This is a genomic window from Paenibacillus sp. CCS19 (assembly GCF_033239625.1).
GTDB lineage: Bacteria > Bacillota > Bacilli > Paenibacillales > Paenibacillaceae > Paenibacillus_T.
This window is the reverse complement of sequence record NZ_BTCK01000003.1, coordinates 70,407-92,221: the sequence shown is the minus strand read 5'-3', so window position 1 is coordinate 92,221 and position 21,815 is coordinate 70,407. Positions and strand designations below refer to the sequence as shown.

At 52.2% G+C, this 21,815-nt stretch carries 20 protein-coding genes; 10 read left to right on the top strand and 10 right to left on the bottom strand.

Annotated elements, in window-relative coordinates; genetic code table 11:
- Positions 1 to 28: 28 nt before the first annotated feature.
- On the top strand, positions 29 to 1,183 hold the full coding sequence (locus SBI19_RS03950) for a DHHW family protein (protein WP_317965169.1): 1,155 nt from the start codon (positions 29 to 31) through the stop codon (positions 1,181 to 1,183).
- Positions 1,184 to 1,845: 662 nt separating this feature from the next.
- On the opposite strand, the gene SBI19_RS03945 is transcribed toward SBI19_RS03950, so the two are convergent.
- Positions 1,846 to 2,598 (bottom strand): SDR family NAD(P)-dependent oxidoreductase, encoded by a 753-nt coding sequence (locus SBI19_RS03945; RefSeq protein WP_317965167.1) that lies wholly within the window; start codon positions 2,596 to 2,598, stop codon positions 1,846 to 1,848.
- A gap of 163 nt (positions 2,599 to 2,761) precedes the next feature.
- Between SBI19_RS03945 and SBI19_RS03940 the strand changes: the two genes are divergently transcribed.
- The 4 genes from SBI19_RS03940 to SBI19_RS03925 all read left to right on the top strand — a co-directional run bounded on the left by SBI19_RS03940 (position 2,762) and on the right by SBI19_RS03925 (position 7,348).
- Entirely contained in the window at positions 2,762 to 3,406 is a 645-nt protein-coding gene (locus SBI19_RS03940) for a TetR/AcrR family transcriptional regulator (protein WP_317965165.1), read from the top strand.
- Between the two features lie 1,139 nt (positions 3,407 to 4,545).
- Positions 4,546 to 6,060, top strand: a complete 1,515-nt coding sequence (locus tag SBI19_RS29625) for a DUF7507 domain-containing protein (protein WP_483312242.1) — start codon at positions 4,546 to 4,548, stop codon at positions 6,058 to 6,060.
- A gap of 140 nt (positions 6,061 to 6,200) precedes the next feature.
- Positions 6,201 to 6,662: a hypothetical protein gene (locus SBI19_RS03930; protein ID WP_317965161.1), complete on the top strand. Its 462-nt coding sequence runs from the start codon at positions 6,201 to 6,203 to the stop codon at positions 6,660 to 6,662.
- Positions 6,659 to 7,348, top strand: coding sequence for an AIM24 family protein (locus SBI19_RS03925; RefSeq protein ID WP_317965159.1), 690 nt, complete (start codon positions 6,659 to 6,661; stop codon positions 7,346 to 7,348). Before SBI19_RS03930 ends, SBI19_RS03925 begins: the two co-directional genes overlap by 4 nt.
- Positions 7,349 to 7,413: 65 nt before the next feature.
- On the opposite strand, the gene SBI19_RS03920 is transcribed toward SBI19_RS03925, so the two are convergent.
- The 4 genes from SBI19_RS03920 to SBI19_RS03905 form a co-directional block, all read right to left on the bottom strand.
- Positions 7,414 to 7,947, bottom strand: a complete 534-nt coding sequence (locus SBI19_RS03920) for a DinB family protein (RefSeq protein ID WP_317965434.1) — start codon at positions 7,945 to 7,947, stop codon at positions 7,414 to 7,416.
- Positions 7,948 to 8,194: 247 nt separating this feature from the next.
- Positions 8,195 to 9,871 carry a hypothetical protein gene (locus SBI19_RS03915; RefSeq protein WP_317965157.1) on the bottom strand — a complete coding sequence of 559 codons (1,677 nt, stop codon included), beginning with the start codon at positions 9,869 to 9,871 and terminating at the stop codon, positions 8,195 to 8,197.
- Between the two features lie 180 nt (positions 9,872 to 10,051).
- Entirely contained in the window at positions 10,052 to 10,447 is a 396-nt protein-coding gene (locus SBI19_RS03910; RefSeq protein WP_317965155.1) for a VOC family protein, read from the bottom strand.
- Positions 10,448 to 10,604: 157 nt separating this feature from the next.
- Positions 10,605 to 11,198, bottom strand: coding sequence for a TetR/AcrR family transcriptional regulator (locus tag SBI19_RS03905; protein WP_317965153.1), 594 nt, complete (start codon positions 11,196 to 11,198; stop codon positions 10,605 to 10,607).
- A 96-nt stretch (positions 11,199 to 11,294) separates the two neighbouring features.
- On the opposite strand from SBI19_RS03905, the gene SBI19_RS03900 reads away from it, so the two are divergent.
- Complete coding sequence (locus SBI19_RS03900) at positions 11,295 to 11,855, top strand: hypothetical protein (protein WP_483312240.1); 561 nt, start codon at positions 11,295 to 11,297, stop codon at positions 11,853 to 11,855.
- 210 nt (positions 11,856 to 12,065) lie between these two features.
- Complete coding sequence (locus SBI19_RS03895; RefSeq protein ID WP_317965149.1) at positions 12,066 to 13,052, top strand: sensor domain-containing diguanylate cyclase; 987 nt, start codon at positions 12,066 to 12,068, stop codon at positions 13,050 to 13,052.
- A 52-nt stretch (positions 13,053 to 13,104) separates the two neighbouring features.
- Here SBI19_RS03895 and SBI19_RS03890 read toward each other — a convergent pair whose 3' ends face one another.
- The 4 genes from SBI19_RS03890 to SBI19_RS03875 all read right to left on the bottom strand — a co-directional run bounded on the left by SBI19_RS03890 (position 13,105) and on the right by SBI19_RS03875 (position 15,210).
- On the bottom strand, positions 13,105 to 14,364 hold the full coding sequence (locus SBI19_RS03890; RefSeq protein WP_317965147.1) for a hypothetical protein: 1,260 nt from the start codon (positions 14,362 to 14,364) through the stop codon (positions 13,105 to 13,107).
- Between the two features lie 23 nt (positions 14,365 to 14,387).
- Entirely contained in the window at positions 14,388 to 14,588 is a 201-nt protein-coding gene (locus tag SBI19_RS03885) for a hypothetical protein (protein ID WP_317965145.1), read from the bottom strand.
- Between the two features lie 75 nt (positions 14,589 to 14,663).
- Entirely contained in the window at positions 14,664 to 14,987 is a 324-nt protein-coding gene (locus SBI19_RS03880; RefSeq protein ID WP_317965143.1) for a GNAT family N-acetyltransferase, read from the bottom strand.
- Complete coding sequence (locus SBI19_RS03875) at positions 14,923 to 15,210, bottom strand: hypothetical protein (protein ID WP_317965141.1); 288 nt, start codon at positions 15,208 to 15,210, stop codon at positions 14,923 to 14,925. The genes SBI19_RS03880 and SBI19_RS03875 overlap by 65 nt, the downstream gene beginning before the upstream one ends.
- 413 nt (positions 15,211 to 15,623) lie before the next feature.
- On the opposite strand from SBI19_RS03875, the gene SBI19_RS03870 reads away from it, so the two are divergent.
- The 3 genes from SBI19_RS03870 (at position 15,624) to SBI19_RS03860 (ending at position 20,753) form a co-directional block, all read left to right on the top strand.
- Positions 15,624 to 17,714: a serine hydrolase domain-containing protein gene (locus SBI19_RS03870; RefSeq protein WP_317965139.1), complete on the top strand. Its 2,091-nt coding sequence runs from the start codon at positions 15,624 to 15,626 to the stop codon at positions 17,712 to 17,714.
- Between the two features lie 203 nt (positions 17,715 to 17,917).
- Positions 17,918 to 20,290: a leucine-rich repeat domain-containing protein gene (locus SBI19_RS03865; RefSeq protein ID WP_317965137.1), complete on the top strand. Its 2,373-nt coding sequence runs from the start codon at positions 17,918 to 17,920 to the stop codon at positions 20,288 to 20,290.
- 178 nt (positions 20,291 to 20,468) lie between these two features.
- Positions 20,469 to 20,753, top strand: coding sequence for a transposase (locus SBI19_RS03860; RefSeq protein ID WP_317965135.1), 285 nt, complete (start codon positions 20,469 to 20,471; stop codon positions 20,751 to 20,753).
- Here SBI19_RS03860 and SBI19_RS03855 read toward each other — a convergent pair.
- Positions 20,750 to 21,772 carry a glycoside hydrolase family 88/105 protein gene (locus SBI19_RS03855; RefSeq protein WP_317965133.1) on the bottom strand — a complete coding sequence of 341 codons (1,023 nt, stop codon included), beginning with the start codon at positions 21,770 to 21,772 and terminating at the stop codon, positions 20,750 to 20,752. The genes SBI19_RS03860 and SBI19_RS03855 overlap by 4 nt on opposite strands.
- Between the last annotated feature and the right edge of the window lie 43 nt (positions 21,773 to 21,815).

Below are 21,815 nucleotides of genomic sequence, written 5' to 3'. Positions count from 1 at the left end.
CAGAGAAGAAGGGAAGGTGTTGTCATCTATGAATAAGGATCAACGTTCCGACCGCATGCTTGTCGGCGGCTTCGTCTCCGCCCTGCTTGTAGCGGCGGTGCTGTTCCTCGCGCTGCCGACGCAGACCTTCTCGGAGACGGAGAACCGCGTCCTGCAGCGTCCGCCCGAGCTAAGCTGGAGCCATATATGGAACAAGCAGTTCTCGCAGGAAGCCGAGGCGTTCGTGACGGACCATTTTCCAATGCGGACGAGTTGGGTGCGGTTGAAATCGGAGATCGAACAGCTGCGGCTGCAGCAGGAGAACAATGGCATCTATAAAGGGAAGGTCGGCTATTTGTTCGAGAAGTTCGAACAGCCGGACCTTGCGAAGGCGAAGGCATATGCGGAGGCTGTGCGCAGCTGGGCGGAGATGCATCCTGAGATGAATATGTCGTTCATGCTCGCCCCCACCTCGATCGGCATGTATCCAGAGCGACTGCCTTGGCTGGCGTCAGCGGATTCGCAGCTAGAGGTGAATGCGTTCGTGAAGGAGCAGCTTCAAGGGAAGCTCGCGTTTCTTAATGGGTTTGATTTTCTGCGCGATGCCGCAGACGGTGACCGTCCAATCTACTACCGGACCGATCACCACTGGACGACTTATGGCGCTTATCTCGCCTATGCGGCTTATGCGAAACAGATGGGCTGGGAGCCGCTGCCGGAGTCGGCGTTCAACATCGAGACCGTGTCGGATTCGTTCCTTGGCAGCTATCATACACGGAGCCAATTCAGCGGTGTGAAGCCCGACTCGATTGAAGCGTACACGCCGAAGAAGCCGCTGCGCACGACGGTGTCGATAGCCGATGATGGCACGACGAGCGAGTCGCTGTATGACAGCAGCTTCTTAGCTAAGAAGGATCAGTATTCGTATTTTCTCGGCGGCGTTCATGCGCTTATGACGATCAAGACCGAGCTTCCGGCCGATGACGTCCAGCTCGACAAGCTGCTTGTCATCAAAGACTCGTATGCGCACAGCATGCTTCCTTTTCTAACTTCGCATGTGCAAGAGCTTCATGTTATCGATATGCGTTATTACAACGGTAATATCGGTCAATACATGAAGGACAATGGGATTCAACAGGTGTTGTTCCTGTTCAATACGACCACGTTTCTGGAGAGCTCCGAGCTGTTGAAGCTCGGGGCTTAACCCGAGCCTTGCTCGTTCGTACAAAGAGACTTCCAGCACGCACATATTCGATTACACTATCCGCCTCCGCCCACAAGCCTGCAATCGATGCAGGCTTAGCTCGTTCGTATCGCTACCTAGGGTGAAGGCCTGCATTTACTGTAGGTTTTCGAGTGCAAACAGCTATCACTAATCGTTTTTTTCCCAATACCTACGATGATGTGCAGGTTTATGACAACGATGGAGCCAACTTGAGCGGAAAGGATGCCCGTTCTGCCGGTTTGAGCTTCTGCTCGAGATCGACAAACTCGCAAAGAAGGAGCTGTCTCACCCCGATTGTCGGGTCCCGAGACAGCTCCTTTTACTTACCGCATCTATATGACAACTTCCAACGTCCGCAGGTGCAGTGTGCGAACAACCCAATTTAAGCGGTATTCAACCACGCTTAATGAACGATTAACCTCGATTAGCGCAAGATAAGCGGGGTACACCCGCACCTATCACAGGATAACATTCGTCTGAAAGTACTTGCTGCCCGTTTAAGCAGGGTAAGGCCCCACTTATATAGTAAGATTCCCTCTTCGGTCCAAATAAACGTAGCAAAACCACACTTAGCACAGCACAGCGAGCTGCGTGTTTCGCCATAACCACCGACGCAGCTCGACTGCCTTATTAAATCAACTTTACTTCGCCGTAACCCCGCCATCTACCGGAAGCTCGATGCCCGTCAGGTACGATGCGTCGTCCGACGCTAGGAACAAGACCGCCTTCGCCACTTCAACAGCTTGTCCGACACGCGGCAGCGCGGTCTGAGACAGGAACCATTGGAGCATCTGCTCGTTGCCCACGAACTCCTTGCTCATCGGCGTCTCGATAAAGCCCGGATGTACCGAGTTGACGCGGATGTTGTCCTTGCCGTAATCGACGGCGGCCGCCTTGCTCAACATGCGGACAGCACCCTTCGAAGCCGTATAAGCGCCAGCGCCTTGACTGCCGGTAATGCCGGCGATCGACGAAATGTTCACAATCGAACCGCCGTTATTCTGCTGCATATGAGGAACGACGTGCTTCATGCCAAGAAACACGCTGGATAGGTTAATGTTCATGACTTTATCCCACTGCTCGACCGTTGTATCAAGCATGCCGACCGCGAACGAAATGCCCGCGTTGTTGACGAGGATATCCACTTTGCCATATGCCTCGATCGTCGCTGCGACAACGCTGACCCACTGCTCTTCCGATGCGACGTTGTGCGCGATTGCTGTCGCAATACCGCCCTCCGCTTCAATCTCCTTCACGACGGCTTGTACCGCTGCTTCATTGATGTCAGTTGCAACCACCTTCGCGCCTTCGCGCGCAAACAACAGTGCTTCTTCTCGGCCCATACCGCTTCCCGCACCTGTAATGATGGCTACTTTATTCGCTAGACGACTCATGATCATCTCTCCCTCGAAGCAAAATGATAGTGTGTATATCACTATGATATAGACTATATCACCACCTCGAAGAGAACGCAATGCGTCCTTGCCTAGCACTAGTTGGCATCGTTATAATACGTTTATATTTAATGGCTGATTGGCCCATGAAAGGTAATTACGAATGGATGCTAAAGAACGGTACGAGAAGGAACGACTCGACGGCAAACAACTGCGGCAGCTTGCAATTGTAGAAGCTGCCGAACGCGAATTTATAAATAGAGGAATCGAGAAAACCTCGATGCAGCATATCGCGGATGCGGCCAATATCGGCATCGCGACGTTGTTTCGATATTTTCCGAAGAAGGAGAAGCTCATTATTGCCGTTGCGGCCAAGCTGCTGCAGCCGATTCATGACGCCTTCATGGCGACGGCGGCATTGCCAGGCACCTGTCTGGACAAGCTGGAGCGGCTGTTCGACTACCTCATCGAAGAGCATAACCGCGCCAGCGCCAAATATATGATTGATTTCGACAGCTACGCCGCTCACTCCCAAGAGCCGGTTGAAGATATGGAGTCGTTCGTGGCGCTGCATCGGCAGATTTCTCAGCATTTTGCCGCTATCGTTCAATCGGGGATGGAAGACGGTTCGATTCGCCCGGACCTTCCGATCAAGGAAACGCTGACGACCATCATGAACGCCTTCGGCCAGTTCTCGCGGCAGCTGTCGCTGCAGAACAACATTCTGCTGTTCGAACCGGACCTCGAATCGAGACCGCAGCTGCTCATCCTTAAGGAGATGTTCCTCAACTACGTGAGGAGCAAATAAGCGGTGTTGTTGTACGGAACACAAAGAACGCTTCCCAGCGCTGGGAAGCGTTCTTCTATTATTCACAAAGCACCCCGTCTCGGCTTTTGTGGATAGAGTGCCTCAGAGACGCCGAAGCTAATCGCGAGTGCTGCACTTTTAATGGAACATGGTGCCGAGCTGCTATGCATATACCTGATACGAAGAAGCTATGCAGAATAGGCGGTGATTCCATGCCATTCGTCCTTCGTTTCAGCGGCAACGACACCGGAGCGATAACGTTCACGGGCAATACGCTTGGCCTTAGCCGCTCGTCGCAAGAAGGCGTGCCCGGCACCCGCGATTATATCGGTGCCTTCACTTCCATCGATACGAACCTGCAATTCGGCAGCTACCCTGCGGGCACCGTATCCGATTTCAACATCAACAGCGCGAGCGCCATTCTGCGCCTGCCAGTCGAGAGCGAAGTGCTCTATGCAGAGCTTGTATGGGCGGGTACGTACAACGTGACTGGCGGAACGAACAACTATTTCGCTTTTATCGACAAATCGGTCTCGCTGACGACGCCGCAGGGGATGACGTTCGCCATTGCGCCGGATCCGGCCACTGCACAAATCTCGCACCGGAACGCAACGGACAACTACCTTCGTTCAGCGAACGTCACATCCATTATCCAGCAGAGTGGAGCTGGCGTATACACGGTTGGGGGCGTCGTCGGCAATATCGACTTCGGCAACAGTACAGCGAATAGCTGCGGATGGGCGTTATGCGTCGTTTACAGCGATTCCGACATGGCTTTTCGCAATTTGAGCCTCAACGTCGGCATTGTCGAGATCGCAGCCGGAAGCGATCCTTCCGTCACTACCTCTTTGACCGGTTTCGCTACACCTGTCTCCGGTCCGGTGAGCGGGCGGATGGCCCTCGTCGCGCAGGACGGGGACGCTAACAAGGTAGGCGATCAGGTTGCATTCGGTCCTGATGCTGTCAGCCTAACGGCGCTTAGCGGGCCGAACAACTTCCTTAACAACTTCTTCGCTTCACAAATTAATGATGACAGCGGCAACTTAGATACAACAGGAACGTTCGGTGATCGCAATCAAATCAATGGAGAACCGGGAACGCAAATCGTTGGCGGCAGGCAGAGCTGGGACATTACGAACGTGGACATCTCCCAGACGCTGACGAATAACCAGACATCCGCCGTTTTCCAGCTTCGAACATCGAATGATGGCTATTCTGTCATTGCGGTCGGCATCTACATTGACATTAACTCCCCTCGCATCACAGTCGAGAAAGCGGTTGATGCCGCTTCCGCCGAGCTTGGCCAGACATTGACCTATACGGTCGTTATCGGCAATTCCGGCACAGTGTCCGCCGATGCGATGTTCCTGCTGGACAGTCTGCCGAATGATACGGCGTTCGTCCCCGGCAGCCTTGCGGTCAACGGCGTCCCGACGGCCGGCGATCCGCTGACTGGCATTAACTTAGGATCTCTTGCGCCCGGCGAGACGATTACGGTGACTTATCAGGCCGTCGTTGTTTCCTTCCCTGAAGACGGCGTCATTCGGAACGAAGCGCTTGTGGAGTTCCAGTATCAGAGCATTGCCGGCGGCGAAATCAACACAGGGGATATTACGTCCAACGAAGTCATTACTACGATTGAGCCGCCGATCTACGAGCTCGCGATTGCGAAGACCGTGGATCGGGCTGCCGCGTTAGCAGGAGAGACGGTCTTCTATACGATTACCGTAACGAACTTATCCAATGCCCCGCTCACCAATGTGAATGTGACGGACCCTACGCTTCATTTTGAGCAAAATGTTCCGCATCTGCCATCGGATGAATCCGTCGTCTTCCGCGTACCGTTCACGGTGCCGCTGGGCACAACGGGCAACACGCAGCTGGTGAATACCGCTACCGCATCATCCGACGAGACCGGCCAAGTGTCGGCTTCCGCCACTGTCATCGTGCCGCCAGTGCCGAAGCTGGAAGCCGCCAAAACCGCTGATCGGACCACAGCCGCTCCCGGCGATACGATTACGTATACGATCAAAGCAACCAATACGGGCAATATCCCGCTGACAGGCATCGTGCTGACCGACCCGCTTCTCGGCGTCGTCGAAACGATCGACTCGCTTGCCCCCGGGCAGACCGTGACGATACAGCGAACCTTCGTCGTGCCGATCGACGCGGCTAATGGCGCCGTCATCGGCAACGTTGCAACGATCGTCTCCGTCGAGGCGCCGCCGACCAGCGATTCGAATCAGGTTGCCGTTGTCCCGCCGCCGCTCAATGTCACCAAGTCAGCATCGCCGCAGGAGGTGGCCGTGGGCGATCCGATCGCCTATCGGATCGTTATCGCGAATCCGGGACGAACCGAGCTGGTCGACCTGCGATTGGTCGATGTCCTGCCGAAACCGCTGCAATTCGTGGAGGACAGCGTGAGGGTGAACGGACGGAGGCGGCGCGGCGCGAATCCCGAAGATATTGAGCTCGGCCCGCTCGCGCCGGGGGGCGAAATCGTCGTGACGTTCCTTGCCGTTCCGGAGCAGATTAATGAACCGGAGAAGGTCGCCAACCAAGCCGAAGTTACATTCCGCGTGGTCGCTTCCGGACCGTCATTCCAGCAGGAGTCGAATCAAGTCGTTGTCGAGGTGAAGGAAGAAGAGGAATAGCGGGTTATTGACAAGAAGCCCCTTCGTTCTCCATTAGGAAAACGAAGGGGCTTTTCGAATGCTGCAACTTTTTTAATAAATTCGCTGTATTATAGGTAATAGATTATTGCATCACTGCAGTCGGGATAGGAGGTTGCCCTATGCGCGCTATTATTCAATCGATTGGCATTTTATTTATGGTCGGCCTTATGACATACGCGTTGTCAGCAGAGCCCGCAGAGGCCAGCTTCATCAGCCGTGTCCAAGATATTTATAACGCACCGGACAAGCTTAACGAGATCGAGCAGCAGTATAAGGACGCGAATGAGCAGCTGGATCAGGCGCAGCAGGCTACTCAGGAGCTTGCCCGCAAGCAAGAAGAGCTGCAAGCGCAGAATGGACAATTAATGGAGCAGAATCAGCAGCTGATGGCGCAGAACGCGGCACTTCAGGCAGAGGCGGAGCAGGCGAAGCAGAAGAAGGCGTCTTTTCAACATAAAGTGTATGTGGCGATCGGCGTCGTCGCAGCGCTGTTCGTGGCCTACTTCCTGGCGATCCGCATCTGGCGTCATGTATCGTGGCGCAGACATCGGCCGTTCCGCGAAGGCGGGATCAGCGGATGAACATCGTAACACCCGCACGGCTCGGACATGTGCACATCTCGCTCGAAGAAGCGGACAAGCTTCATCTGCTCCATCCGAAGTCCGTCATCGCCTTTCAAGGCTCGCCGCAGCATCGGGAAGATCGGCTAATGAACCTTGCCCGCATCTACCACAAGCGTCGAATGATTCAATCGCAGTTCCAAGGCCCGTCCGAGCTAGTCGTCGGTCTGCCCGCCGGCTGTTCGTTGGAGGTCGTCGAGATCGACGAGAAGAGCAACCTGCTGTTCGACCTGCGGCATGTGATGTTCTTCACCGATGGGATGCAGATGAGGACGATCGTACAGAAGCTAAAGAATGCCTGGATTACGAAAGAGCTGACCCGCATGCGGTTCACCGGACCCGGGCGGCTCGGCATTATTACAGCCGGCGATATGATGACGATGCAGCTTCAGCCGGACAAGCCGCTGTTCGTGGAGGCAGGAGCGCTCATCTCTTATCCGGGCACGGCGTCCATCCAGCTGTCGGTGTACGGCAACCAGCTCGCGAGCCAGCATATGAATGTCCAATGGGAGCTGCGAGGGACGGGTCCCGTGCTGATCCAGACCGGCTCCCGCGATGCGGAGCTGGAGGCGCAGCTGCAGGACGGCGGCTTGATCAAGCGCATCCTGCGCGAGGTGCTTCCGTTCGGGAGCGTGTATATTAAATGACTGCACACGAAACACCGCCTGAGCTTATATCGCTCGGCGGTTTTTTACGATCCATAGCCCTGCTCTTACGACTTGCTCAGCTTCTCTCGAACCCTTCGCTTCAACCAGCGAATCTGTCCTCTATGATTAATCTCGTCCTCGAAAACATGGAACCACATGAAGTAGAAATTGGCCTGCCGGTTGTACCAGAAATCCCGCTGCTCATATAACCAATCATCCGTCTTAGCTTGGAAGAGCTCATACGTCTTATTGCGTACCTCATTCAGCAGCGATACATAATAGTCCAGCTCATGTCCCTTGATACGCGTCCTGCCCGCTTCGCCCAGATCCAGCGCATGGCCCCAGCGCGCTGTTTCTTCTTCATTAAGCGGACGTTCTTCGAATGTATGAACCTGATACAAATACTCGACAGCGGCAAAATGCATCAGCAAAGCGCCGATCGAGTTGCTCTCCTCATCGTAGACGCAGTCCAGCTCTTTCATCGATAGGCCTTGGACTGTTTCCAGCGTAGTGTGTCTTGCATAATCCATCATGGCGATCAAATGTCCGATCTGAGGCGAGTATGCCGGTCGTTCCCCTATCAAGTAAAGACTCTCCATATTCAGGTTCAACGATATTCGCTCCTCTGCTGGTCTAGTCTAATCCACCTCAATATAACCCATGTTCTTCCATCTCGTCGAGTGCTGAATAACGCAAAGAAGGCTCCAACCGTCTAGGTTAGAGCCCCTGCATCATTCACGTAAGCGGCGCCGAGCTGGGGGATCGGCAGCGCGTCCGAGGACAACCAATTATAAATATGCTGAGCGGCGTGCGCATTATGACTAGTCAAACAGGAGGGCGGGCCCCTTAATCGACCCCGATATACACCACGCTCTTCCCTGCAGTCGAATGCCAGACGATAAGTTGTCCCGAAGACGTCCACTTAATCAGGGCCCCAGAACCGAGCAGGGTAACCTTCTGATCCACGGTATCAACCAAGTAGCTTCCGGCTCCTGCCACGTTCACGGCATAATGCCGTCCCTCTTCGTCATTCGGCTTGGGCAATGCTCGGACGATGAATAGATCCTGCTCTCCAAGCTTGGATTGAAGAAGCTTAAGTGCATCCTCTGGGAGCGGAGCACTTTTACCATTGGACTTGAATCCTTTCTTATAGTCATACAGAGCTGTCTCCATGTCTGCACCGACTCTAGGAACCTCTATTGTACGATTGTCCGTCCACCTGACAGGGTAGATAAAATGAAAACCTTCGCTGTGGTTTATATAAGCCGCTTTCGCAAATGTCGATACAACCTTTCCCTTCGCATCGATAACGACCAGATCAGCGTCCGGTCCAATATGTTCGGTATCCATGAGCACTGCAACATGCTTGCCGTCAGGTGAAGCTGCAATCCCGTAGATCGGGCGATCCGATTGATAGATCGACTGCTTCGTTCCATCCCTCGGATCCACTATATAAACGGTCTGGAGTCCTTGAGCTGCAAAGAAACGATCATGTTTGTCGGGGTACGAATAAATCGTACTTACACCATATTCACTCATGTACTTAACCTGATCATTCGGCCATTCCCGTATGGTGATATCTTCAATCTCGCCTTGTTCAGGCTGAAATCGATAAACGGACTTGTCTTCATTGTAGATCAGCAGCTCTTGCTCACTGCCTTCTTCGTCGCGCACAGGCTCAATGAGCAGCGCTGAATCAAACCCATGCTCGCGCATGACGGCTCCCGTCGTATCCAACCATCGAAGCCCGCTCCATGCAACGCCCTGCCGAATGGTTGCTATATTGCTGCCATCAAAGTAACGCGTGACAAACGGCTGTCCATCATCCGTCTTGGCTCCCTTCAAATTGAATTGCACCACTTCCTTCTGAGCCAGGTTCGGAAAATGGATAACAACTCGGCGCGCATCCACCATGCTCACCGTATATTCGGCAGCTGCATCAGGCTCGTCGCTCGTAACCATCAAGGAGGATTCGATTCTTAGTCTGACCGATTGCTGATCGATGTCTCGATTGGCTATGAGCGTAACGCTGTCATTATCCTCGTCAGACTTAACGATCATATCCGGCCCATCATCCACTGACAATTGCGTTAGAAGCTGCCCCCATGCCGATGTAAGTGCCCAAGCCTTCGCAGGGCCTCCGTCCGAAACCTCCTCATACAGCTTGACGCTCACATCCGCGCTCGTATATCGAAGATCATTGATGGAGAATGTACGCTTCTCCTCGCTCCCCGATAGAATAAGCTTATATCGAATGCCAGACTGTTCAGGGTCGCTTACATAAGAAGGCTTCGCTTCCTTCATCCCTTGCAGCAGTCGTTCAACAATGGCAGCGTCGGTATGCGCAAGATGCGATCCGCCATTCTGATTAAGCACGGTAATGGTGCGAACGTCTGCCGGCAGCGGAATACCGCCTGCTGCTGGTGGTGCTTCGTTATCGACAACAGCCGTCCCCTGCTCGCTGCAAGCCTGCAGGATCGCTGCGAGGAACACGAGCGCGATGAGGATGTACTTCATTTTCATCGTGATGGGACTCCTCCTCTCTTCCTTTTCCAAGTGCATTTTTTCCAAAATAAGGTTTGTTATCTATGACGAAAGTAGGGGCTCGAAAGTTACTTGGCTGTGCGATTAATCTTGTCCCTAAAATACAATAAAAAAACGCGACGGCATTCACGCCTCGCGTTCTTAGCTGCTGCTTAACCCTCACGGGTTTACCGCAAACAGCGAATGAATATTGCCTTCGGGATCTGCGAAGAAACCCGTCGTATGCCCCCAATCCTTCACGACGGGATCCGCGACTGCGACAGCCCCCTGCGCAACGAACTGCTCGAATAACGCATACACCTGCTCTGGAGAATCGCACTCGAAGTTGAGCTCCACGGCCTGTCCGCTAATCGGCCTGCCATACGATTCGTGCCCATGCGTATTGTCCGCCATGAGCGATCGGGAGCATATCGCGAGTCGAACCCCTTCGTTCTTAAGCTCTGCGTAGTGGTCTTCCTCTACAACAACTTCGAATCCAATAACATCTCGATAAAATGCAGCCAGCACCGCCACCTCGGTCGCGATCAGCGTAATGCCTTCCAATTTCACTTTCATTGTACGTTCCTCCTCTACATGTCGGCAGCCTATTAGTATCATCCTATCATTTTCATCTAGATTCTACCATTTAATTGCAGTAAAGAACGAAGCTCCTGACACCTCGCCGCGAATGACAAAACAACACCGCCAAAGCCCGATGCTTGGCGGTGTTGCTTTACGACTTGAACAAGCCGTCGAGATAATACGAGACCATTCGCTTCGCCTGCTCCTGCGGCACCCGCTCTGGAAACGTAGCGCAATGGACGACTAAGCCGTCCACGAACGCATGCAGCGCCTTCGTCTCCAGCTCGACATCAATGCCCGCATCAACCAACTGGGCACTGACCAGAACGTCGATCGACCGTCGGAATCCCGAATAGAGCTCCTCATGAACCTCCAGGCTGAGCGCTCTTATCGCAGGAGACGAGACCGCCTTCCCGGCGAAGGCAAGCCATACCCGCGCCTCCGCCAGACGAACCTCGTCGAGCGGTATGAGCTCGTGAATGACCATCTCGATATCAACACGGGCATTGCCTGTAAACGACAGACTCTCGATTCGGGCATTGGCTCGCTGCGAGACGAGCCGCATGGAGAAAGCGAGCAGCTCATCCACCGTATCAAAATAATGACGGAGCGCCCCCAAAGAGAGGTTCGCTTCATCGGCAACACGACGGACCGACAGCCCATCAAGGCCGTCCTGTTGAATGACCCGCCAAGCAGCTTCCGCCAGCAATTCTTTGCGTTGTTGGTGATCGACGATTTTAGGCATGCCCTTATTATAAATCAAAGCACCTTTTTAGTACAGTTGTGCTATAATAACGCTGGCTCTATATAATACAGTTGTGTTAAAAAAGGAGTGGAGTCTTTGATCGCCGCATTAATTGTTGGGTGTGAAATCGCCTTCTGGGTGTTCGTCGGTTTAGGACTGACCTTCCGTTACGTACTGAAACAGCCTAAGGTAGGCGCGCTGCTATTGATTGGTACGCCGATCATTGACCTGATTCTTCTGATCGCAGCTGCTGCCGACCTGAGAAGCGGAGCAGTTGCCGGCTGGGAGCACGGGATCGCAGCCATCTACATCGGCGCTTCAATCGTGTATGGTCACCGGCTCATTCGCTGGGCGGATGTCCGCTTCGCGCATTGGTTCGCCTCTGGCCCGCCTCCGCAGCGGAAGCCCAAGTATGGTCAGGATCATGCCAAGCGGGAACGTCATGGCTGGTACCTGCATCTCGCATCTTGGGCGATTGGCTCCGTGCTGTTGATTGCCCTGCTGCTGTGGGTGAACGACGACCGTCGAACCGAGACCTTGCGAGACATTGTCCGATACTGGACACTTATTCTGGGCATCGACTTTCTTATCAGCTTCAGCTATACGCTGTGGCCGCGCAATCAGAAGAACGTATCGAATGAAACAAAAAACCGCTAATGAAAGCAGTTAGTACCTTTCTTCATGCAAATAGGGCCAAAGTTTCACCTTTCGGGTGAAATTTATTGGTCTTTTTGTACTTTCGACCTATTTTTTATTATTCTTACAGCCCGTCATCGCATATAATGAGAGAACGAGCTTTTCGATAAAGCCAGTTCATGCAACAGGATCAGGATCTAACCGCTCGACATTAACAGAAAGAGGATCATTATGGATCAGCATTTAGATTATGCGCCTTGCGGCTACTTCTCCATATCGGAGACAGGCATCATCCGCTCCGCGAATCAGACTCTCGCCACCATGCTTGGCTATGAACGGGAGGAACTGCTCGGCAAGCACATCGAAGCCTACATGTCGATGACGAACAAGCTGTTCTTCCAGACGTATTTCTACCCTTACATACAGCTGTACGGTCACGTGAACGAAATATACTTGTCACTGCAGTCGGGCAGCAGTCACGATGTGCCGGTGCTGCTCAACGGAGTCCGTCAGACACGCGAAGGCGGGACCGTGATGGACTGCGTCGTTGTCGAGATGCGCCGACGGCTCGAGCATGAGAAAGACATCGCTGCGACTAAGCAGCGGCTTGAACAGCTCGTGCAAGAAACGAACGATACGAACCGCAAGCTGGAGCTGCTGCATCAAGAATATGAAGCGAAGCAGCGTGAGCTTCTGAGCATCAATTTGCAGTTGGAGTCTCTCGCTCTTACCGATCCGTTGACGGAACTGAAGAACCGACGCTTCTTCAACGAAAGCCTTCTTGCGCATATCGCGAAGTTTCATCGTTCGCATGAACCGTTCTCCATTGCGCTCATTGATATCGACCAGTTCAAGTCCATTAACGACACCTACGGCCATCCTGTCGGCGATCAAGTACTGACCGAGCTGGCGCAATTGCTGAGTACGTCATCCCGCGAGACGGACGTCACCGCCCGGTTCGGCGGAGAAGAGTTCGTCATTCTGCTTGCCGGGGCCGATCAGACCCAATCCGTTCATATTGCGGAACGAATCCGTGCCGTCATTCAAGCAAGCCCCCTAGGCAATTTGTACATTACGGCAAGCATCGGCGTAGCGACGATCATGGACGAGGATACGGATGACAAACTGATCAGCGGCGCAGACCAAGCCTTATACGCGTCGAAGTCCCGTGGCCGCAATCGGGTAACCCATGTAATGGAACTAGATATGGTCAAATAACTTCATGCAACAAGGCCATCCCTCTGCGGATGGCCTTGTTGCGTCAAACCGTCTATATGCTTCCTACTGCACGGGGGATGATCACGTATCCGTTAGCTTTGCGTAATTTGAAGATTTGAACCAGCCGGGTCTGCATATCCGCGCTGCAAGTCACCTCGATAATGACCTCTGTCTTCTTGCCCGAGGTAAACTTCAGTTTCCCTTTATGGAAGATCAATTCAATGATCAATCCTAAAACAAAGCCCCCTGCCAGACCGATCAATCCCCATATGATCGGGCCCCAATACCAGATAAATCCGTAGATCGCGCCCAATACAGCGAAGATTGCTGCGCTCATCATCGCTCCGTCCAGTATGCTTCTGCCGTCGACTTGATGGATGGAATCAATGACATGCGTGTTGCATTCAAGATTCTCCACAGGCAATGCTACAATCTGTCGGGACGGAATGCCCAGCTTCTCAAGATCATGGATTGCCATCTCTACGAAAGAAGAATGATCGAATGTCGCAATCATCTGCACAGTGCCATTGTCGGCAGGTTCGTGTTGTCCCAAGTTCTCCGCCCTCACTCTAAGAAATCGTACTTGCTCAATGTCGAATAACGTATTGTTCTCAATAACGGACGTGTAAGCCTGGTAAATCGCAAAGACGTAAATCGAGGGCATGAACAAGAACCATTGCCAATCCACAACAGCTGTCGCTCCCGCGAAATCACCGAGAAACGAATAAAGCCAAGATCGAATCGCCATCGCTTTATAGGCGACGAATATCCACCAAGCCAGAATGAACGTACCGATAATTGTGCTGCCGCCATAGAGCTGCCCCAGACCGGGAGACAATGCCGACCAGACCATGCCTAACCATGGGTGTTTCTTGTCTAGTATAACGACATCGAAGAAGCTTACCTCGGAAGGTGCTACTGGCGCATCTTCAATCTCGGATAGGACATGACTCTTATTGATTTCAACCGCGCAACGATAGCTGTCCCATATGCTGTAAGCGTAGACAGCCACATATAGCAGCGCCCAATCCTGATCGACGGCAGCTCTAGCCTCGTCGAACCTTCCCTGAAAGGATAAGGCAATACCTATATTAAGGTGTGCCTTGCCGTTGACAATAAGCTCCCATACAACGAGCACGAAGCCTTGCATAAACTTGCCGATATACATATGGCCGAACCCCGGGAAGGATGCTGCCCACCAGGCAGCAATCCAAGGCGTACGCGGATATACCGAGTTGATTCCGAATACAGATATTTTCCCTTTGGAATAGCGGGGCTTGATTGTATCTGACTGAAATCGCTGATGTGGCATACAACGTCCTCCCGGCTAATCTGTTAATGAGGGTGTCTTAATGACGGCAAGTACGGAACAGCCGATGATAGACCAGAACTTCTGGCCTGCGGTATGTATCCGATGATCTGTTGAAACACCATCGCGAACATGCAGATGGCGAACAATTCAATCGACGTCAGGTTTTTGGGCATTAGCAAGAAGACCGCGTTAAGAACAATAACGAACACGATCATGAGCCACATACGCACCCTCCTTACTCGCCCATAACTTGCTCGAATTTCCATTTAATTATTCGCCAACCAATTCCACTCGCTTGCTCATATTCGAGAGAATCGGGGACCTGCTGCAAACCCAGCCTTGCGGTATAGTTGTTCTGCGGAGTTGCCTACCGTTACGCATAGCTTCACGACAGGTGTATGAGGATGAGCGCTGACTCTGATCTTATTCAGCATGAACTCGCCTAGCCGCTTATTACGATGCGAGGGCAGCACACAAATCTCTCCAATCTCGGCAAATCCAAGCGGGATATTGGCGCTGATTCCGGCAATGCAGAGCCCTGCAATCCTCTGCTCTTGATCATCCCATATATAGATGGACATGTTGTTCGGCGAGTAGATTCGCAGAACCCATCCGATCTGCATATGGCGGAATCGTAAAGGGATACATCACCGTGTCATGCATGATGATGGCACCGCCAATTGTTATACCTTCGCTCATAATCCAATAACATTGATCGGTGAATTTCGTATCCTCCAGACGGGCTTTCCAGTCGTACCACATTTCAATGTCTGCATTGGCGTAGAGTACCTGATAAACGGCGAATAATTCTTTATCCGCTAATTCGATTCCATAGTTGTTGGACATAGATAGACTCCATTCTATAGTCAGGTTATTAAACACAAAAAAAACCGCCTACCGACATCTCGGATAGGAGGCATATGCGCGCGAACAAAAGGAATATCTGCTTAATCAATAAGGCAGCATTCCTTCAGCAAATATGGTAAAAAGCCCGCACTAACCCTATCCAAGAAAATCGCTCAAACGATTGTTCTTCTAGATAGAATTAGTGAATCATCGGCTTCGATCACCCTTTCTGACTGCTGGTTTCCTGAATATATCACACCATCCACCATATTCCAATAGAGACATCTGACTAACCCTCCTTCTATCCATCTGATCTCCCGCCGCTCTCTTATTCTTCTTTATAATTTTCCAGATACAAGAAACTTTCGGAGGCGTTTGCCGTACAACTATTGACTATGAAATTAGGAGGTATTATGAGAACAAGAAGACTGTTTCTACTGTCGGCCATTGCGTCCATGATGTTGTCGGTGCTTGCACCATTGAGCGCGTTAGCGGCTGCCCCGGGTGATGCGTCCTCTGCTTATTCGGAAACGACTAAGGTTGCATCCGAGAAAGCGGCGCTGCTGACCAAGCAATACGGTACGACCAGCGTCCAATACGCACTTATTGATCAAGGTCAAATGGTCGTCTCCGGTCAGACGGGCAAGAACGATGCTGACGGGAAGAAGCCATTGACGGCTGACACCACTTACGGCATTGGCTCTACGAGCAAAATGTTCACAGCGGCAGCTGTCATGCAGCTCGTCGACGCCGGCAAGATTGACCTCGACAAACCTGTTACATCGTACATTACCGACTTCACGATGCAAGACGAGCGCTATAAGCAAATAACACCTCGCATGCTGCTCAACCATTCTGCCGGCTTCGCCGGTTCGTCACTTCAGAATACCTTCCTATTCTCCGACAACGATACATACGCGCATGACACCATCCTCGAGCAGTTGTCGACACAGGTATTGAAGGCCGATCCAGGCGCTTTCTCTGTCTATTGCAATGACTGCTTCACTCTAGCGGAAATTCTAGTTGAGAGAGTCAGCGGCAGCGATTTTACGGACTATATCCATGAGCATTTTACCGAGCCTCTTGGCATGACGAATACAAGAACGCCTCAGGATAAGTTAGACGAATCCCAAATGGCAGGTCTCTATCTCCCTGCATTCGACGAACAGCTGCCTAATGAGACGGTTAATGTCATCGGTTCGGGTGGGATATACTCCACCGCGGAAGATCTAGCTCGATTCTCGCAGATTTTCACAGGGCAAACCGACGGTGTCCTATCCTCTGATGCGGCGAAAGCAATGGCACAGGACGAGTACAATAACGGACTGTGGCCTGACGAGGCTGATAACTCGATCGGTTATGGATTGGGCTGGGATAGCGTCGACTTGTTCCCGTTCAGTGACTATGGCATTCAAGCGCTGACCAAAGGCGGCGATACGATCTTGTATCACGCATCGCTCGTCGTGCTCCCTGAGCAGAACATGGCTGCAGCCGTTTTATCGTCCGGAGGCTCCAGCTCCTTGAATCAGCTGCTTGCTAATCAGATTCTGCTTCAGGCTCTGAAGGAGAAAGGCGTAATTGACGATATTAACGCCGGCAAATCGTACGGTGCACCTGTTAAAGCCGATATGCCGAAGGAATTGCTGGATGCAGCAGGCATCTATGGTTCCACCAATCAGGTGCTCACGGTAGGCGTTACGGCTGATGGTCAATTGTCGATTACGACCCCTATGGATCCAAGCTACCCTGCCGAGAAATATACGTACTCTTCGGATGGCTCATTCATTAATCCGAATGGAAGCGCGAAGATCAACCTCGTGAAGGAGAGCAACGGCCGCACGTACTTATGGGTTCGCCAATACGCATTGGTGCCAGGACTTGGTCAACTTGCCGTATCCGAGTATGCTGCCGAGAAGCTAGAGGCCAACGATGTATCGGAAGATACGCTGGCCGCGTGGAAGGAACGCGACGGTAAACGCTACTATTTGGTAAATGAAAAATATACATCACTCGCCTACTTGGTGGCTTCCTCGACTCAAGTACTGTTATTCGACGACGTGCCAGGCTACGTCTTAAGCAGTAAGATTACAGGTCCGAATACGGCTGTATCCGACCTGCAAATTCCTGCTGCAGCCGGAAGAGACAATGCGCCTGTCCAGTTCGCAACGCAAGAGCAGAACGGGGCTAGTGTGGAATACCTGCTATCCTCCGGCAATCGGTATATTAGTCAGGATGCGGTATTGCCGATCTACTCCGGCAAGCACGCCCGGGTAACGATTCCGTCAACTGGTGATGCGAAGTGGTACTCGGTTCCTGACAGCGCCGCTGGCAAGACACTGAAAGTGACGCTGCCTTCCGCAGGCTCGTATGCGGTGTATGACGAGAACGGTGCGATAGTGGCATTCAGTTTGATCAGCGCTGATGCTGTCGTACTGCCGAAGAACGGTACAATCGTGTTCGCAGGCGAGGCGGGAGCTAAGTTTGAAATCGCATTAACGAGATGAATTGAAGTAAAGCTAATTTGATAGCCTGCTCTAACACCAACCGGCATTCTCGATTCTGAGAATGCCGGTTTTTATTTGCATTACAATGCATTACATTGTCTTGACTGTTATCTGCAACAATCAACAAATCTATGAAAATCATAGAAATAAATGTCGAATAATGGTACGATATTTCGGAATATTCTAGAAGAAAGGTGATGTTCGTGGTAACCAATCGTCTCGGATTCAAATTTGTTATCCTGCTTCTTCTGGTCGTTATGCTCGTGCCGATGAACGCCCTGACGACAGTCGCGGCAGCCAAGACGAGCGCCGTCAAAGTCCAATTCGCTGCTCAATCATACAAAGTAGCTGTAGGAAGTACGCTTATTGTGCGCGCAACGACGCAGCCCAAAGCAACATTCGCTTACTCCAGCGACAGCTCGAAGATCGCAACCGTTACCCAAGCAGGCGTCGTGACAGGCAAGAGTGTCGGCAAAGCGAAGATAACAGCAAAGGTGACGCAGAAGGGCTATACCGGGTTCGCAACGGTAGTCGTAGAAGTAACGCCGTCCAAATCGACCGGCACATCATCGACCGCGACCGATCCAGCCGACTTGAAGAAGGTCGTCTTCAAAGATGCCAATCTGGAGGCGGTCATTCGCGGCATTATCGCTAAGCCGAGCGGCGATATCCTGGTCAAGGATGTACTGGGCATCAAGGCGATTACCAGCGTGCAAATCTACAAGTACTCGACCAGCCGCATTCGCGATCTGACGGGTCTGGAAGCGCTTCGCAATCTAACCTCGCTGGACTTGTTCAACAACTTGGTAACGGACCTCGGTCCACTCGCTAATTTGCAGCAGCTGAAGAAGCTCGATATCGGCTACAACAGCGTTCGAGACCTCACGCCATTGAAGAATTTGAAGCTCGAAGAGCTGCACGCCATCTATAACTTCATAACAGATGTGAAACCATTGGCCGGCGTTAAGACGCTGAAAAGCTTGTGGATCTCCTACAATAATGTCAAAGACATCAGTCCGTTGAAAGGACTGACGCAGTTGGAAGGTCTTCAGGCTTCTAATAATGTCATTACCGATATTTCGGTAATCGATCAGATGCCTAAGCTGGCAGGGGTTCGTTTCGCAGATAACCCATTGCTGGACGCCTCGCCTGCCCTGCGCAAGGAAGGCCATGATGAGGATACAGCGCTGAAGAATGCAGTGCTTGCCGGCAAAGAGGCGAAAGATGTCATCGCACGTCTCATTAAGCCAGGCATGTCCGATCTAGAGAAGGAAACGGCCATTCATGACTACCTGCTCGAGAAAATCACGTACGACTGGCAGTTTTTCAGCTACAACATTATGACAGGAACCGACCCAGGCGGCATCTATGGCGCGCTTGTCGAAGGCATCTCGGTATGCGAAGGTTATGCCAGAGCCATGAATGCTCTCGGCCAATTGGCTGGACTGGACATTATGTACGTATCGGGCACTTCGCAGGGCGGCATTGGACATGCCTGGAACCTGGTCAAGATCAATGGCTCTTATGCGCATGTCGATGCCACTTGGGATGATGGCAATCCGTGGTCGCAGGACGCGAACGAGTTCTATAAACGCGGTCACTTCAATCTCTCGCAGATTCAACGCTTGAATGAAATCTACTGGGATACGGACCGTTATCCTGTCGCATTCAGCGATGCGGTCGCTCCTTCGTCCAACGACTATCGCATCAAAGTGTCCATCAACTCCGAAATTCCGGTTACGCGTGACACGACCGTGTGGGCAGTTCTGAGCCTTCAGTGGAAGGAAGGCGATTACGTCGCGTACCGCGATGTGAAGACGAAGCTTATTTTCAAAGGGAATTCGAAGTCGGTAGAGGGCGAGCTAATCGTTCCCGCAGACGTTCCTATCGCATCAGGCAAAGTCGACTACACGTTCAAATACGAGTTGTATACGATAGGCGATGGCGTTAGCGGATTCGAACGGATGACAGAACCGTTCCTCTTCAGCGGCAACGGTCTTCGCGGCTCCTACCAGAGAGGCACGCTGACGAATCTGGACGAGACGCTTAAGCTGACGCTCTTGAAGGTTGGCAGTCAAGGAACATCCTACAGCCAGACCGAATCGGTTGGCATGGCGGACAGCCTCAGCGGAAGCTGGTTCGAGACGTACGTGCAGCAATCATTCCCGCAGCCGGATGGTTCGGATTATAAAATTTTTGCCATCCACAACATCAGCTCGTTCACGCTGCCAGCCTACAGCGCGGTCTACGTAACGGCGGGAAGCAATGTGCAGAAGTTCGAGGACCAATATTACAATTACAACTTCGGCGGCAAGCTGCTCGTTGCTAATCATACCGACTCTCCGAAAGTGGTGAAGGCTAAGGACATTGAGTTCTCGCTCAGCGGAATGTATTCGGACAGCGGGGGGACGATCACGCTTCCTGATGGCACTAGCTTCAAGGAGAAGTCAACGGGGCCGTACATTCGATTCATCGCCTTCGACGGGGACTTTAATGAAGAAACGCCGCTGGATGAGATCATCCGGGCCAACAAACATCGCTTCGTCGGGGACTGGATAACGGTAAGTCCGAAATAAATAGAGAGAAGATCGCCTTCCTGCGTGGAGGCGATTTTTTTCTTATAAAACTACGGCCATTCGCTCCGCGTAGGTGCATTTCTGCACCTACGGATGCCCGCAATGGAGCTAGACTAAAAAGTAGACACCCTGCAAGAGCGACCTGATACAATAAATAAAACTAAAAGGTCGAGGCGTCATGGGCGATACCCGTCAGCATTTTGATGATGAATTTAAGCGTCAAACGGTGAAACACATGCAGGAGAACGGGAAAACCCCTTCTGAAGTCTCTAAGGAATTAGATATCCCTGCGAGCAGCATCCGAAAGTGGAAAAATCAGTTTGCGAACACCGGCGAAAAATCACAATTGTTCGTTGACTACGAGCGGCTCAAGAAGCTGGAAGACTCTCAACCCGTATCTATTCACAAAATGACGCCTACTCCACTTGGAAGTAAGCGTCTCTCTGCTTTACAAACGATCTAGATAATTTCAAGTACAGCCGAGAGCTGCGCCAATACCAAGCCTTGGCCCCAGCCCTGCGCCCATTTGCGATCGATATTCAAATAACCTTCTATATCGTTCATGACGGCGGTTCCACCCGATACGTTCAGAACCCGTCCATTGCTTGCAATGTTTGCGATAACGCCGTCCAATGCCTTCTGCACATACTTGGAATGCATCGGATTGTGCTGCGTTACCATCGCTGCGCAGATACCGGCCGTCGCCGACACTTCGCCGTACGCCTCCGGATAATCCAGCACCGTGCCCCACAGCCCGTCTTCCTTCTGCAGCTTCTTAATCGCCGCTAGCTGATCGCGCAATGCGCTCCAAATGTGCATCATTGGCGGATAGAGATAAGCCTCCGGCAGCACTCGCGCCGCACGGGACATCGTATAAGCAGCCCATGCATTCGCACGCGCCCAGTACATGCCCGACATATGGTCTTTATTGATATTGTTATACCCGTGGTACCACAGGCCCGTATCTTCGTCTTGCAAATAGTTGATATGCCAGAAGAATTGATGCAGCGCATCGTCGACAAGAGGTTTCTCCTTCAGCATAATGCCTACGCGCAGCAGGAAGTAAGCTGCCATGAACAGCGTATCCGCCCATGCCTGCTCAGGGAAATCGTTGTTCGCTGATACGGTGTGCTGGAGCACCCGGTCGCCGAAGCGAAGCGCATCATTGCGAAGATAGTCCACCTTGCTCATGATCAAGTCCAGATATTTCTGTTCGCCCGTCTGTTGATACAACGTAATGAGCATATGCCCCATCGCACATGTATTCACGGTCCATACAGGCAGACCGACCTCGATATATTCGTCAACCCATGCTTTCATTCGGTCCAAATAAACCTGTTCGCCTGTCACTTCAAACGCACGGCTCACGCCATAGAACGCTACGCCGCCCGGCCAGTCCCACGTGAGGTCCATACCGAACGTATAGTCCACCACTTGATCAATCCGTTGTTTCAGTTCCGTCTGAGAGGCTGTCAGCTTCATGTCGTCCATTCTCCTCCAAGTCCCAAAGCCCCAGCGCATGGCC